Consider the following 13,837-nt stretch of genomic DNA (forward strand, 5'->3'; position numbering starts at 1 on the left):
CTGAAAAGGGTCAGGCATGCGTACACTGAGCGCATACCTGACCCGTTTGCGTTTCCATATTCACGCCGTCGGAGCTGACCATGAGCCATCTATTTTATAACGCCGTGCCTCAAGAAACTCGGGTTGCACCGCCACGCAAGCCCGCGCGCACTTACCCAATCGGCAAGCCCACTCAGGTGTATTTATTTGGCACCTGCGTGGTCGATTTATTTTTCCCTGAAGCTGGGATGGATGCGATTCACTTGTTAGAGCGTGAGGGCATTCGCGTTGACTTCCCGCAAGGACAGAGCTGCTGTGGGCAACCCGCCTACACCTCGGGTTACACCGAGCAAGCCCGCGAAGTGGCGCGTGCGCAGCTCAAACTGTTTGAGAACGACTGGCCGGTAGTGGTGACATCAGGCTCCTGCGCTGGGATGTTTCGTGAACACTATCCAGATTTATTCAAAGACGAACCCGACATGCTAGCCAAGGTTAAGCATCTCGCCGCACGCACTTATGAGCTGGCTGAGTTTTTACTGCACGTCTGCCAAGTACAGCTCACTGACAACGGCAAGCCTTTACAAGTGGCGCTGCATACTTCCTGCTCAGCCCGTCGCGAAATGAACACCCATTTGCATGCGCGCACGTTACTCGGTCAGCTCGCCCAAGTTGAACGGGTTGAACATGACCACGAAAGCGAATGCTGTGGCTTTGGCGGTACCTTCTCAGTACGGATGCCAGATATTTCTGGGGCGATGGTCGCCGACAAAACCCAGTCTTTACTGGCCAGCGGCGCGCAGCAGGTGGTCAGCGCCGACTGCGGTTGCTTAATGAATATCAATGGTGCCTTTGAGAAACAAAACATACCCTTGCTCGGACAGCATCTGGCCAGCTTTTTATGGCAACGCACGCAACCCAAGCAGGAGGGTAGCCTATGAACAGCCAACGCATTCACGCCGTTGATGTGACTGCACGCAACCTTAAAGCCAACGCACGCTTGTCTTTAAAAGACCAACAGTTGCGTAACAATATGCGCAGCGCCATGGACTCGTTGATCAGCAAGCGCATCATTTCGATGCCCGATGAAGATGAGCGCGAGAACCTGCGCGAGCTGGGCAACAAAGTGCGCGCACGTGCTTTATCCGAACTGCCAGATCTACTCGAATTATTGGAAGCCAACTTAATCAAACAAGGCATTCAGGTGCATTGGGCCAGCAGCACAGATGAAGCCAATGCCATTGTTTTGAAGATCGCGCAAACCCGTAATGCCAAGCAGGTGATTAAAGGAAAATCCATGGTCAGTGAAGAAATGGCCATGAATGAGCACCTCACCGAGCACGGCATTGAGGCGCTTGAGTCGGATATGGGCGAATACATTATTCAGTTGGATAATGAAAAACCGACGCACATTATTATGCCGGCCATCCATAAAAATGCTGAGCAAGTGGGTCGTTTATTCGAGCACCGCTTAGCCCTGCCCTATACCAATGATGTTGACAGTTTAATTCAGTCTGCTCGCGGTATTTTGCGGGAAAAATTCTTTCATGCTGATATTGGTATTTCCGGCGTCAACTTTGCGGTCGCCGAAACTGGCACTTTGTTGCTGGTGGAGAATGAAGGTAATGGCCGCATGTCGACCACGGTGCCGCCGGTGCATATCGCCGTAACCGGCATTGAAAAAGTCGTCGCCAATTTACAAGACACCGTACCGTTATTGTCGTTACTGACCCGCTCGGCGCTCGGTCAAGGCATCACCACTTATGTGAATATGATCTCAGCGCCGCGCCAGCCCGGCGAACTCGATGGTCCAGAAGAAGTGCACTTGGTCTTGCTGGATAACGGTCGCAGCCAAGCTTTTGCTGACAGCGAACTGCGACAAACACTCAATTGCATCCGTTGCGGCGCCTGTATGAATCACTGCCCGGTGTATACGCGGATTGGTGGCCAGGCCTATGGCACGGTGTACCCAGGTCCTATTGGTAAAATCATTTCGCCGCATTTATTAGGCTTAGAAAACACTCCTGATCATCCGTCGGCTTCGTCACTCTGCGGTGCGTGCGGTGAAGTCTGTCCGGTGAAAATCCCAATCCCAGCGCTATTACGCCGCCTGCGTGAAGAGAACGTTAAATCACCACAACAAACCGGTCAGGTGATGGATGGACAAGGCAGCCGTTACTCTGCAAAAGAGCGCCTACTATGGAAAGGCTGGCAGTATTTTAATAGCGTGCCTCTGCTGTATAAAGCCGGCACGTTTATGGCCACGCGCTTTGGCGGTTTAACCCCTAAAAATCTTGGGCCATGGACACAAAACCATAGTGCGCCGAAACCCGCAGCGCGCAGTTTGCATGAGTTAGCCAAAGCACATTTGGAGAAAAAATCATGAGTGCCCGCGATAAAATCCTAGCCAGCTTACGCAGCAGCCTCGAAGGCACCACGCCCATTGCCGATCCTTTCGATGCAACGTTAGTGGATGAGCCTTGGCGTTATGCGCCAGCAGAGCGCGTCACGCGTCTGAAAGAGTTGATGACCGCCGTGCACAGTGAAGTGCTACTAACAAACAGCCACGAATGGCCAAAGTTACTCGCGGATGTATTAGCCGCACGTAAGATCAATAAGCTGCTTATTGCACCCACCACTGCGCATGGCCAAGCGTTTAGCAAGCACTGCCAAACGACGCAAAATCCTCTGCAATTACTGGCCTATGACCGCCCAATTGAAGAATGGAAACGCGAGCTGTTTGATGATGTGCCCGCCAGTTTTACCGGTACCTTGGCAGGTATTGCTGCGACTGGCACCTTGGTTGTGCAGCCTAGCTCTGATGAGCCGCGCTTAATGAGTTTAGTGCCGCCACTGCATATCGCTTTACTCAATGCCAGTCAGATTTACGACAATCTGTATCAGGCGCAGCAACATTGGCCCAAACCCATGCCGAGTAATTTACTGCTGATTTCTGGCCCGTCGAAAACGGCGGATATTGAGCAAGTGCTGGCCTACGGCGCACACGGCCCGAAAGATTTGATCGTCTTAATCGTGGAGGATGCATGAGCTTACCTGTCGCGTTTCTAAGCGCCATCGAGCAGCAGATTCCGAGCCAGCGTTGTTTTTCTGATCCGTTGTCGATGCTGACCATGGGCACTGACGCGAGTTTTTATCGCCTGCTGCCAAAGCTAGTGGTTCGCGTGGTGTCAGAAGCTGAAGTGGCGTTTATTCTGCAACAGGCCAGCGCCCAGCAGGTAGCAGTGACCTTTCGCGCCGCCGGTACCAGCTTATCAGGGCAAGCCATCAGCGATTCCGTATTAATCGTCTTGGGCGACCACTGGAATAACAAAGAGATTCTCGACAACGGTCAACGCATCCGTTTGCAGCCGGGCGTCATTGGCGCACATGCCAATCAAGCCTTGGCGCATTTACAACGCAAAATAGGCCCTGATCCGGCCTCGATCAATGCGGCAAAAATTGGCGGCATTGTTGCCAACAACTCCAGTGGCATGTGCTGCGGCACCGCGCAAAATAGCTACCAAACGTTATCGGCTATGCGCTTATTACTGGCCGATGGCAGCGCCGTCGACAGTGCAGACTTAGTCAGTGTCAGCCAATTTAGAAACAGCCACCGCGAACTTTTACAGCAGCTCGGTCAGTTAGCCGAAGAAACGCGTAACAACAGCGAACTCGCGGCAAAAATCAAACACAAGTACCGCTTAAAAAACACCACAGGTTTGTCACTGAATGCCTTAATTGATTTCAGCGATCCAATCGATATTCTCACCCATCTCATGGTTGGCTCTGAAGGCACGCTGGGCTTTATCAGCTCTGTCACTTACGACACCGTGCCAGACTACCCGCACAAAGCCACCGCCTTGGTGGTATTTCCCGATGTAGAAACCTGTTGCCAAGCAGTGGTAGTACTTAAGCAACAAGCGGTGTCTGCAGTTGAGCTATTGGATCGCCGCAGTTTGCGCAGTGTGCAGCACATGGCTGGAATGCCAGACTGGATTGAGCAACTCGGCAGTACGGCATGCGCACTACTGATTGAGTCACGCGCCGCTGACAAGCCACTGCTTGAGCAACAACTGCAACAGATCAATCACGCCATTGCGCATTTCCCTAAAGAACAACACATTGCTTTTAGCCAAGACCCTGCGGTGTACGAACTACTGTGGCGGATGCGTAAAGACACCTTTCCTGCAGTCGGTGCGGTGCGTGAAAACGGTACCACAGTGATTATTGAAGATGTCACTTTTCCGCTGGAGCATCTGGCGGCTGGAGTGAATCGCTTGCTCGCGCTGCTGGATCAATTCCAGTATGACGAAGCGGTTTTATTTGGTCATGCGCTGGAAGGGAATTTGCACTTTGTTTTTACTCAGCGCTTCGATCAGCCGAAAGAAATCGCGCGCTACCGTGTTTTCATGGAAGCGGTCAGTCATCTGGTGGCAGTTGAGTTTGGTGGTTCGCTTAAAGCCGAGCACGGCACGGGCCGTAACATGGCCCCCTTTGTTGAGCTGGAATGGGGCAGCGATGCTTATCAGCTGATGTGGCGCATTAAGCACTTGCTCGATCCATTGGGTATTTTAAATCCGGATGTGGTGCTGTCCACAGATGCTGAGATCCACTTAAAAAATCTCAAACCCATGCCCGAAGCCAATCCACTCATTGATAAGTGCATTGAGTGCGGGTTTTGCGAGCCCGTCTGTCCAGCGCACGGCTTAACCTTATCGCCGCGCCAACGCATCGTCGCCTGGCGCGACATTCAAGAGAAACAACGCCAAGGCATTGATACCACCGAACTGAAAGCACGTTATCAATACCACGGCGTGGATACCTGCGCCGCCACCGGTTTATGTGCACAGCGTTGCCCGGTCGGCATCAATACCGGTGACTTAGTGCGTGAGCTGCGTGCCAAGCAAGCGCAGCATCCAGAGATCGCTCAGCGCCTTGCGCGCTCATTTGCCGGTGCTGCCAGTGCCGCGCGCTGGGCGCTGAGTAGTGCTGAGTTGGCGCGTAAAATACTCGGTGCGCCACGCATGTATCGTTGGTCACTTAAGCTACATCAGCGCTTCACTGACCTACCCGTTTATCTATCCGCAACCCCTCAAGCAGTTAAGTTTACTCAAGCAGTAAACGCCAGCACCGCGCCAACAGATAAGCCTCGCGTGGTGTATTTTTCCTCATGTGTTTCGCAAGTGATGGGGCCTGCGCATTTAGATGCTGAACAAACACCACTGCGCGAAAAAACCCAGCAGCTGCTGGAGAAAGCAGGCTTTCAAGTGGTTTACCCAGAAGGCATGGACAGCAGCTGCTGCGGCCAACCCTTTGCTTCCAAAGGCTACCCGCAACAAGCCGCTGACAAGCTCAATGAATTGGCCCTGATGTTGTTACGCGCCAGCCGTAATGGCCAAGACCCGATTTACTCAGACACCAGCCCGTGCACTTTGCGTTTGCTCAAAGACTTGAATGATTCACGCTTAAACATTTACGACTCAGTGCATTTTCTGCGTGAAGAAATCCTGCCGCGTTTAACCATTAAGCCGCTCGACAGCAAAATTGCTGTGCACATCACCTGCAGCACCCAACACCTCAATCAAGCCGATAATTTCCTAGCGATTGCCAAACAATGCGCCAAAGAGGTTGTGGTGCCAGAAGGGATTCATTGCTGCGGCTTTGCCGGCGATAAAGGCTTTACCTTACCTGAGCTTAACCAACACGCCCTGCGCGATTTAGCGGTGCAAGTGGACAGCTGCAGCGCTGGTTTTTCCACCAGCCGCACCTGTGAAGCAGGACTCAGCAGCTACAGCAATCTGAGCTATCAGCACTTGGTGTATTTGGTTGACAACGTCAGTGAGGCGAAGCAGTAAAGCTATAGCACCACGGCAAGCACACCCTGAGCTTGCCGTTTTTAAAGCGCATCTGCATGTGCAATAGCTTGCTGCACTCGCTCGGTAAACTCAGAGCTGCCATGATAGGTAAAGACTAACGTCTCAATCGCACGGGTCATGGCCACATAGAGTAAACGCGCTTCGCTTTCCAGTTCCGTTTTCTTATTCGGCATTTGATTAAGATGTGCAATAAAAACCGTGTCAAACTCCAAGCCTTTACTGGAAAACATACTGACAATTTTCACGCTTGGCTCAGCACTAAATAGATAACGTTTAGCGCTATCATCGCGCGTACTGGCAAAAGCAATACCGTTCAAAGCTAATGCTTTTTCGGCACTTTCAGCCTGATGACCACTCCGATAGAGAATAGCGATTTTATCAGGCGAAAGACCCAACCCTATCAACTGACCAATGCGCTCTGCGATATAACGCCATTCATCTTGTGCGGATGCAAAATGGTGTATTTCAGGCATGTCTCCGCGACGCCCTGCACTGTCAGGATTAAGCGTTGGAATCTGATCTTCTTGCTGCTCATCCGTAGTAATAAAGAGGGTTTGCGCAAAGTGCTTGGCCACCATCAAAATCTCTAATGTATTGCGATAGTTGGTACGTAATACCGTAGTGCGCCCTCGCGCTTGAATGCCAACACTAGAGAAAGTAAAGCCAAGGGTTTTCTTATTCTTATAAATAGACTGTGCATCATCATAAAGCACCAATAAAGCGTCGGTCTGAGGATCTAGCAAAGGCACCACAACCTTAAACCAATCAGACTCAAAATCATGCGCCTCATCAATCAAAATCGCAGCATATTGGTGATGATCAATTCTGCCTGTTTGCACAGCGTCAATCGTGCTCGTAACTTGTCGCTGAAAATACTGCCCACTACCTTCAGCCACATTTACTTGGTGACGTTTTAAAAGTTGTGCACACCAGCCATGAAAATGTTGCACCTCAATTTTCTCACCCATTTGGCTTTTCTGGATCACTTGCTGCAAACGGCTAGCCAGTGATTTGTTATAGCACAACACTAAAATCGGTTTGTTTGATAAGGCTGCTAAATACTGGCTGCGATAGCCCAAAATCATTGTTTTACCGCTGCCAGCCACACCATGAATAACTCGGTGCCCGTGACCCAAAGACCGCGCTAATTGCTCTTGTTGTAAGTCCATGACTTTAAGTAAAGACGGCATCGGAGCCTGCGCCTCGGTCAACAAGCCAAATTGACCGCTGTCCACGTTGATGCGTACTTCAGGATATAAATGATAACGGACGCGATTAACTTGCTCTTGGCTCAAATAACAAGGAAAGACTTGGTGAAACATCTCCCATAAACGCTGCTGAAAATCTTCTGCTGACGTGGATTCGAGCATCTCATCTTGGCAAATAACTCGCCCTTCGTCGATCACTGCACCTAACTGATGCTCTTCAAACAATTTGCGAGTGATATTGGTGAGCACTACGCCCCAACCATAAGGCATGATCAAGTTGCCTTTATAGGCTCCAGACGTTTGCTTAAGGAGGCCATCTTTTTGCAGTAACACCGCAGCTTCCAGAGCATAAACTCGGGCTTGAGTCAGCGGGTTTTTGTCTGTTTTTAACTCACCACCAACTTTTAACTGTGCCTCACCCTTGGTGATCGAGTGAATGGTATCAATTTTCCAGTCTTTAACTTCTAAAATCAAAATACCGCGATTAGGATGCAGCACCATAAAATCAGGCTGTAAAGCTTTAGGCCCAATCGGCACATTAAACCAGCACAGATAATCGTCTTCGAGCTTCTTTTCTAAACGCTCGGCAAAGCGTCGCTCACCCGTTGTATCAAATGCACAAGCACTGCGTGCAGGAAAAAATAACGCCATCAGCCTTCGCCTTACTGCAAAATATCCATTTTATGACTGCGCAAGCTTAATTCTTACATCAATTAACTCAAGCTCAGCCCGTTTAATCCAACCACTCAACTCATCAGATACAACAACGCATAAAAGCCTGCCAAACTCACTAGCACCGACAGCAGCATGTTTTTAATCACCAGCGCGCAGCCAATACTAAAGATCGCCGCGTAGGTATAAGGGTTGCTGGCTAACCCGGCTAAACCAGTATCACCCAGTAAAATAGGTCCACAAATTGCCGTCAGCAAACAGGGTGCAGAATACTGCAGCGCTTGGCGGATAAAGATCGGTAAACGAATCGGTAAGCGCGGCTCAAGTAACAAATAACGATTAAAAAAAACAATGCCAGCCAGTGCAAAAATCAGCAGCCAAATCATACGACCTCCCCGCGCCAGCGTGCGACCATCACCGCGCAGAGCATTCCGAGCAGCCCAGCAATCACGATCGCTCCGGCAACGGCCAAACTACTCAAAATAAGCGACAGCACCAATGAAATCACCACGCCAACTAAGGTGCTGAGACGCTTAATCATCGGCACGACAATGGCGATAAAGGTCGCGACAATCGAGAAGTCCAAATGGTAGTCGGCCAGATTCGGCACCGATGCAGCCAGCACTACACCGATAACAGTAAAGCCAATCCAGGCTAAGTAAAAACACAAACCGGCTCCGATTAAATAAGCAAAATCGTATGCACGCTTGCCCACACTTAAAGCAAACAATTCATCAGTCAATAAAAACGCCACCGGCAGACGTTTTTTTAACGGCAGCGTGGATACATGCTCACGCAGAATCAGCGCATAGAGTAAGTGCTGCGCGGTAATCACCAGAATGGTTAAGCAAATCGCGATAAAACCACTGCCCGCAGCTACCATGCTGATCGTTACTAATTGCGCAGCGCCAGCAAAGACAAACACCGACAGACCAACACTTTGCAATGGCGTAAAACCCTGACTGACGGCCATCGAGCCTGCTAAGACTCCCCAAGGGAGTACAGCTAAACATAGAGGTAGGATATGCAGTGCACCGAGCCAGAATCTTTGCTGGCTGGATGAAGATAAATCAGTCATATACAACAACGGCAGTCAATTTAAGGTGGCTAGTCTAACGGAAAACAACGCAACCCACACAACCCAAGCCTTTGCACTGAACATGCTCATGCACAGCACGGGTAGCGCTAACAAAGCTCGGCATTTGGAAAAGAATAAGCACGCTTAAACAACGTTATCGATAACTGAGCCCCTTCAGCCTGCCAGTTCGCAGCAATTACGCCCATTATTCTTGGCCTGATATAAAGCGTTATCGGCACGCCGTAATAGATTCTCAAAGTACTCATCTTGCTGAAGCTCAGCAGCGCCAATACTGACGGTAATAGTAAAGGGCTCATGCACCTTTCGGGTTTCTAATGCTGCTGAATTAATCGCAAAAGCGTTGCGCAATCGATTGGCCACAGTTAAAGCAGCCTCAGTGGAGGTATTGGGTAATACAGCGACAAACTCCTCACCACCGAAGCGACAAAATATATCGTCCTCGCGCAGCACCTGTTGAGCAATGGCAACAAACCGACACAGCACTTTATCGCCAAAATCATGTCCTAAACAGTCATTCACTTTTTTGAATTCATCCAGATCAATCATCAACACACTTAGCGGTAACTGGTGACGGCGCGAATGCGCCACGGCTTTTTCAAACAGTAGGCCACATGAACGTCGATTCAGCGCACCAGTTAACGGGTCATGATTAGCCTGATGGTCGAGGTCAGTTTGCAGACGTTCAGCAGTCATCAAAACCATGCCAAGAGTGATAGCAATCATTGAACACAATAGCCAAAACAACATGAAAGCAGCGACACCATTTGGGTTCAATGGATCGATTAGTGTTGGGGTGTCTTGGGCAGCTATTGCGCGGATCAAAAAAATCACTGCATTGACGGCATAAATACAGCCTGTTGCGCGCAGCGCTGGAGATTTGGAGTTAGCGGATAAGAGCACATCACGGGCAATCAATAGTGACAAGAGCGCGACCAGAAAAGCATTGCTGATCGCATTGATTGCTATGGAGTATTGAATTTGCGCGATAACAATCCAAGCTAAGCCAACAGCCGCTAAAACCGCTAAAAAAACCGGCTTTACCGAAGACTTACCAAGAAAGCGTCGAAAACCATCCCAGCTCAACACAAGCCCAATAACCGCAAACCCTTGACCCAGCGATAAGAAGGGATACAACTGAGATTTACCATAAGCAAGGATCATGGCGAAGGTCATTACCGCGCTAACACCAGCCAATGCCCAACGGCCAAGTCCTGGAATATTGCGGTGCATGCGCCACAATAAAAACCTAGCGCCAGCACAAAAGGCAGTTGCCAAGGTCACCGCCACCAGTAATGTGCCTATATCAAAATGCATATCGTTATTATCCGCTAAGCGTAAAATTTTTAGCCTGATTCTTAGCTGTGATGCTTCATGTAGTAACCGCACGGAGACTCACGACTGAAAACCTAAGCCTATGAATAGCATACTAATTCTTGGCTTCTCTAAAATTCGGCAGGAGCAAGCTATTCAGCCCCCTTGCGCACGGCTAGGTAAGACATGGTTCTAACTGCTTTAGCTCTCCGCTAGTGCCGCCGCTTCTTCCACATTCACCGCGACTAAACGTGAGCAACCTGGCTCATGCATGGTCACGCCGAGCAACTGATCAGCCATTTCCATGGCGATTTTGTTATGGGTGATGTAGATGAACTGTACTTTTTCCGACATTTCTTTAACCAAGCGCGCATAACGACCGACGTTGGCGTCATCCAAAGGTGCATCGACTTCATCGAGCATACAAAACGGCGCAGGATTAAGTTGGAAAATGGCAAACACCAAGGCCAGCGCGGTCAAAGCTTTTTCGCCACCGGAGAGTAAATGAATGGTGCTGTTTTTCTTACCCGGTGGACGCGCCATGATCGCCACACCAGTGCTGAGCAAGTCATCGCCGGTCATTTCTAAGCTGGCATGACCACCGCCAAAGACTTTCGGAAACAGCTCTTGCAAGCCGTTATTGATTAAATCAAAGGTCTCTTTAAAACGGTTACGGGTTTCCCGGTCGATTTTGCGAATGACGTTTTCTAAGGTATCCAGCGCTTCGACCAAGTCATCATTTTGCGCATCCAAATAGGTTTTGCGCTCAGATTGCTGACGGTACTCTTCAATCGCGGCAAGGTTAATCGCTCCCAAACGCTCAATGCGCGCTGCCACAGCCGCCAGTTGCTGCTCCCAGACAGTTGACTCAGCACCCACAGGTAACTGCTCAAGCAGCTTATGCACGTCCAATTCAAGTTCTTGTAACTGCTGATTGAGGGTGTCTTTTTGTACACTCAAGGTTTGCCAAGCCAGACGTTGCCGCTCTAGCTGTTCACGCACAGCTTGCGCACGCTGTTCGGCTTGACTGCGTTGTTTCTCGGCATCCCGCATCTGTGTGTCGGCATCTTCGAGAGCAGTACGCGCAGCGCGCAGCTCATCATCAATGCTTAAGCGGGTTTGTAATAACTCTTCCAACTGCGCACGCAACTCATCAATCGGCGACGCACCTTCTTCAAGGTTTAAATTGAGTTGCTCACGGCGCTGATTGGCTTGAGCAAACTGCTGCTCTAAACGCTGCAACGCTTGTTCAGTGGAGCGCTTTTGCGTGCTGAGTGTGCTGATGCGCAAGGCTAATTGATGCTGGGTATTTTTATCCTGCTGGGCTTGCTGACGTAACTGCTCAAACTGGCTGCGCAACTGACCCTGCTCGGCTTGCAGCTGCTGCTGTTGCTGCTCGGCGCTGGCCATATTATCTAGCGCATCTTGCAATAACAGACGCGCTTCAGCCATCTGCTCAGCTTCAATCTGCTGCTGCTCGCTCACATCGGCAAGCTCTGCATGGATGGCAGTACGGCGCAGTTGCAGCTGTTCAACGCGAGCGAGCTTGGCCGAGAGCTGGCTTTTCAACTCACTTAAAGCGCGATGGGCACTTTGCTCATCACGGCGTAATTGCTCGCCCTGCTCTTGCACCGAATGACGCGCATTGTTTAGCGCTTGCAACTGATCGGCCAACGCCTGCTGCTGTTCATCCAGCTCAGCAACACTCAACAGCAACGCGTCCAACTCTTGCGCGCGCGCCAACACACCGCTGTTCTGCGCATCGCCACGCTGCACGGTTAGAAAATGCGCGGCCAGCCAATAGCCATCTTGACTGACCACACTTTCGCCGCTGTTTAACTGGGCTCGCAGCACTAACGCCTCATCCAAGGTTGCCACCGCATACACTTGCGCCAGCCACGGCGAGACATCCAGCGAAGCAGACAATACTTTGCTTAACAAACTGTCTTTAACCGGTGCAACTGCTGGACTATTGCTGACCAGACGTAAATGACCGCTGCTTAAATCAGTCAGCGCCAAATCATCCCAATGATCGACTTGCACCGCTTGTAAATCAGCCGCTAAGACTGTCTCTACGGCCAACTCCCAACCGGCGGCAACCTTCAAGCCATCGAGCAAACGTGGCTGCTGTTGTAACTGCTGGCTGACCAACCACTCTTGCACGCCTTGCTCAGGATTGAGAGCGGCTTGCTGCAGTGCTTCTAAGGCCGAAATGCGCCCCTGCATGCGCTGCAGTTGGCCTTGCACCTGCTGCTGTTGCTGGTTTTTTTCAGTCAGTTGCTCTTGCGTGTCTTGCAACTGCGCGGCTTGTAACTGCTGGGTGGCTGATAATTCATCAAGGTGCGCTTGCGCTTCATCGACGCGCTCATGCAACTCATCCAAAGACTCCGCCAACGGATCTTCAATTAAATTCTGTTGTTCGTCTTGCAAACGTTGCTGGCGAGTGATTAAGCGCTGGCTATTTTGTTCCAGCTGATCGATTTTAGCGCGCTGCACACTGGCCTCGCTTCGCGGCTGTGCGCTTTGCTCAGTCAAGGTATTCCAACGTTCTTGCCAATCCTGCATGGCCTCTTCAGCTTGCAGGAAAGCATCAGCCGAGCACTCTTCATTGAGTTGCGCCTCGGCCTGCTGCTCAGTCAATAGCGCCAATTCTTCATCTAAGCCGGCCAACAGTTCACGGTCGCTGGCTAAATGGCTTTCGGTCTCAAGTCGCATGCGCTCGGCTTCACGCAAGTCTTCTTGCAGCTGGCCTAAACGTTGCTGCGCGTGCTGAATGCTTTGCTCATGTCGCGCAATATCGGCACCAATCGCATAAAAACGCCCTTGCACGCGATTAAACGCATCGGATAACTCATGATGACCATCGCGCAGCAACTCGATCTTCGCGTCAGCTTGACGTTGTTCGGCGATGCAGGCTTGTAGGGCTGTTTCTAGCTCACTGATAACCGCTTCATGCTCGCCAGCTTGGCCATTGAGTTGCTGCCAACGCAATGCTGTCAGTTGTGCTTTTAAGCTGTTTTCTTCAGTTTTGTATTCTTGATATTTTTCTGCTGCATGGGCTTGGCGCTGCAAACGCTCGATTTGTCGGCCCAACTCTTCGCGCAAATCGAGTAAGCGCTCTAAGTTTTCTTGTGTGCGACGAATTCGGTTTTCAGTTTCACGGCGACGTTCTTTGTATTTAGAAATGCCTGCCGCTTCTTCAATAAAAATGCGCAAATCATCTGGGCGCGCTTCGACCAAACGCGAAATCATGCCCTGCTCAATAATCGCGTAGCTGCGCGGGCCAAGACCGGTACCGAGGAAAATATCAGTGATATCACGGCGGCGACACTTCACCCCATTGAGGAAATAGGTGCTTTGCGCCTCGCGGGTGACGCGGCGACGGATCGATATTTCGGCATAACTGGCATATTCGCCGCGCAGGGTACCGTCGCTGTTATCAAACACCAGTTCAATGCTGGCTTGCGAAATCGGTTTACGGGTATTGGAGCCATTGAAAATCACATCAGTCATTGATTCACCGCGCAAGTTCTTCGCCGAGCTTTCGCCGAGCACCCAGCGCACTGCATCAATAATATTCGACTTGCCGCAACCATTGGGGCCCACCACCGCGGTCATATTGCTCGGGAAGCTTGCCGTAGTGGGATCAACAAAGGATTTAAAGCCGGCCAGCCGGATGCATTTCAGACGCATGA

Annotated in this window: 9 protein-coding genes; 4 read left to right on the forward strand and 5 right to left on the reverse strand. The window is 50.7% G+C overall.

The window, feature by feature from the left end:
• Window positions 1-80: 80 nt before the first annotated feature.
• From H591_RS0100340 to H591_RS0100355, 4 genes are read left to right on the forward strand one after another with little or no spacing between them, the layout of a single operon-like run.
• A complete protein-coding gene (locus tag H591_RS0100340) occupies window positions 81-917 on the forward strand; it encodes a (Fe-S)-binding protein (RefSeq protein ID WP_022964949.1) in 837 nt (278 codons plus the stop codon).
• Complete coding sequence (locus H591_RS0100345) at window positions 914-2,362, forward strand: LutB/LldF family L-lactate oxidation iron-sulfur protein (RefSeq protein WP_022964950.1); 1,449 nt, start codon at window positions 914-916, stop codon at window positions 2,360-2,362. Before H591_RS0100340 ends, H591_RS0100345 begins: the two co-directional genes overlap by 4 nt.
• Window positions 2,359-3,024: a LutC/YkgG family protein gene (locus H591_RS0100350; protein ID WP_022964951.1), complete on the forward strand. Its 666-nt coding sequence runs from the start codon at window positions 2,359-2,361 to the stop codon at window positions 3,022-3,024. Before H591_RS0100345 ends, H591_RS0100350 begins: the two co-directional genes overlap by 4 nt.
• On the forward strand, window positions 3,021-5,831 hold the full coding sequence (locus H591_RS0100355; protein ID WP_022964952.1) for an FAD-binding and (Fe-S)-binding domain-containing protein: 2,811 nt from the start codon (window positions 3,021-3,023) through the stop codon (window positions 5,829-5,831). The genes H591_RS0100350 and H591_RS0100355 overlap by 4 nt, the downstream gene beginning before the upstream one ends.
• Window positions 5,832-5,872: 41 nt before the next feature.
• On the opposite strand, the gene H591_RS0100360 is transcribed toward H591_RS0100355, so the two are convergent.
• The 5 genes from H591_RS0100360 to smc form a co-directional block, all read right to left on the reverse strand.
• Window positions 5,873-7,711: a 3'-5' exonuclease gene (locus H591_RS0100360; protein ID WP_022964953.1), complete on the reverse strand. Its 1,839-nt coding sequence runs from the start codon at window positions 7,709-7,711 to the stop codon at window positions 5,873-5,875.
• Window positions 7,712-7,806: 95 nt separating this feature from the next.
• Entirely contained in the window at window positions 7,807-8,118 is a 312-nt protein-coding gene (locus tag H591_RS0100365) for an AzlD domain-containing protein (protein WP_022964954.1), read from the reverse strand.
• Window positions 8,115-8,810, reverse strand: coding sequence for an AzlC family ABC transporter permease (locus H591_RS0100370; protein ID WP_033420935.1), 696 nt, complete (start codon window positions 8,808-8,810; stop codon window positions 8,115-8,117). The genes H591_RS0100365 and H591_RS0100370 overlap by 4 nt, the downstream gene beginning before the upstream one ends.
• A gap of 174 nt (window positions 8,811-8,984) precedes the next feature.
• The gene (locus H591_RS15640) at window positions 8,985-10,145 is read right to left on the reverse strand and encodes a GGDEF domain-containing protein (protein WP_022964956.1); all 1,161 of its coding nucleotides are present in this window, start codon (window positions 10,143-10,145) and stop codon (window positions 8,985-8,987) included.
• Window positions 10,146-10,343: 198 nt separating this feature from the next.
• The gene (gene smc / locus H591_RS0100380) at window positions 10,344-13,835 is read right to left on the reverse strand and encodes a chromosome segregation protein SMC (RefSeq protein WP_022964957.1); all 3,492 of its coding nucleotides are present in this window, start codon (window positions 13,833-13,835) and stop codon (window positions 10,344-10,346) included.
• Window positions 13,836-13,837 lie beyond the last annotated feature (2 nt).

The sequence above is a fragment of the Denitrificimonas caeni DSM 24390 genome (assembly GCF_000421765.1).
In the GTDB taxonomy this organism is placed as follows: domain Bacteria; phylum Pseudomonadota; class Gammaproteobacteria; order Pseudomonadales; family Pseudomonadaceae; genus Denitrificimonas; species Denitrificimonas caeni.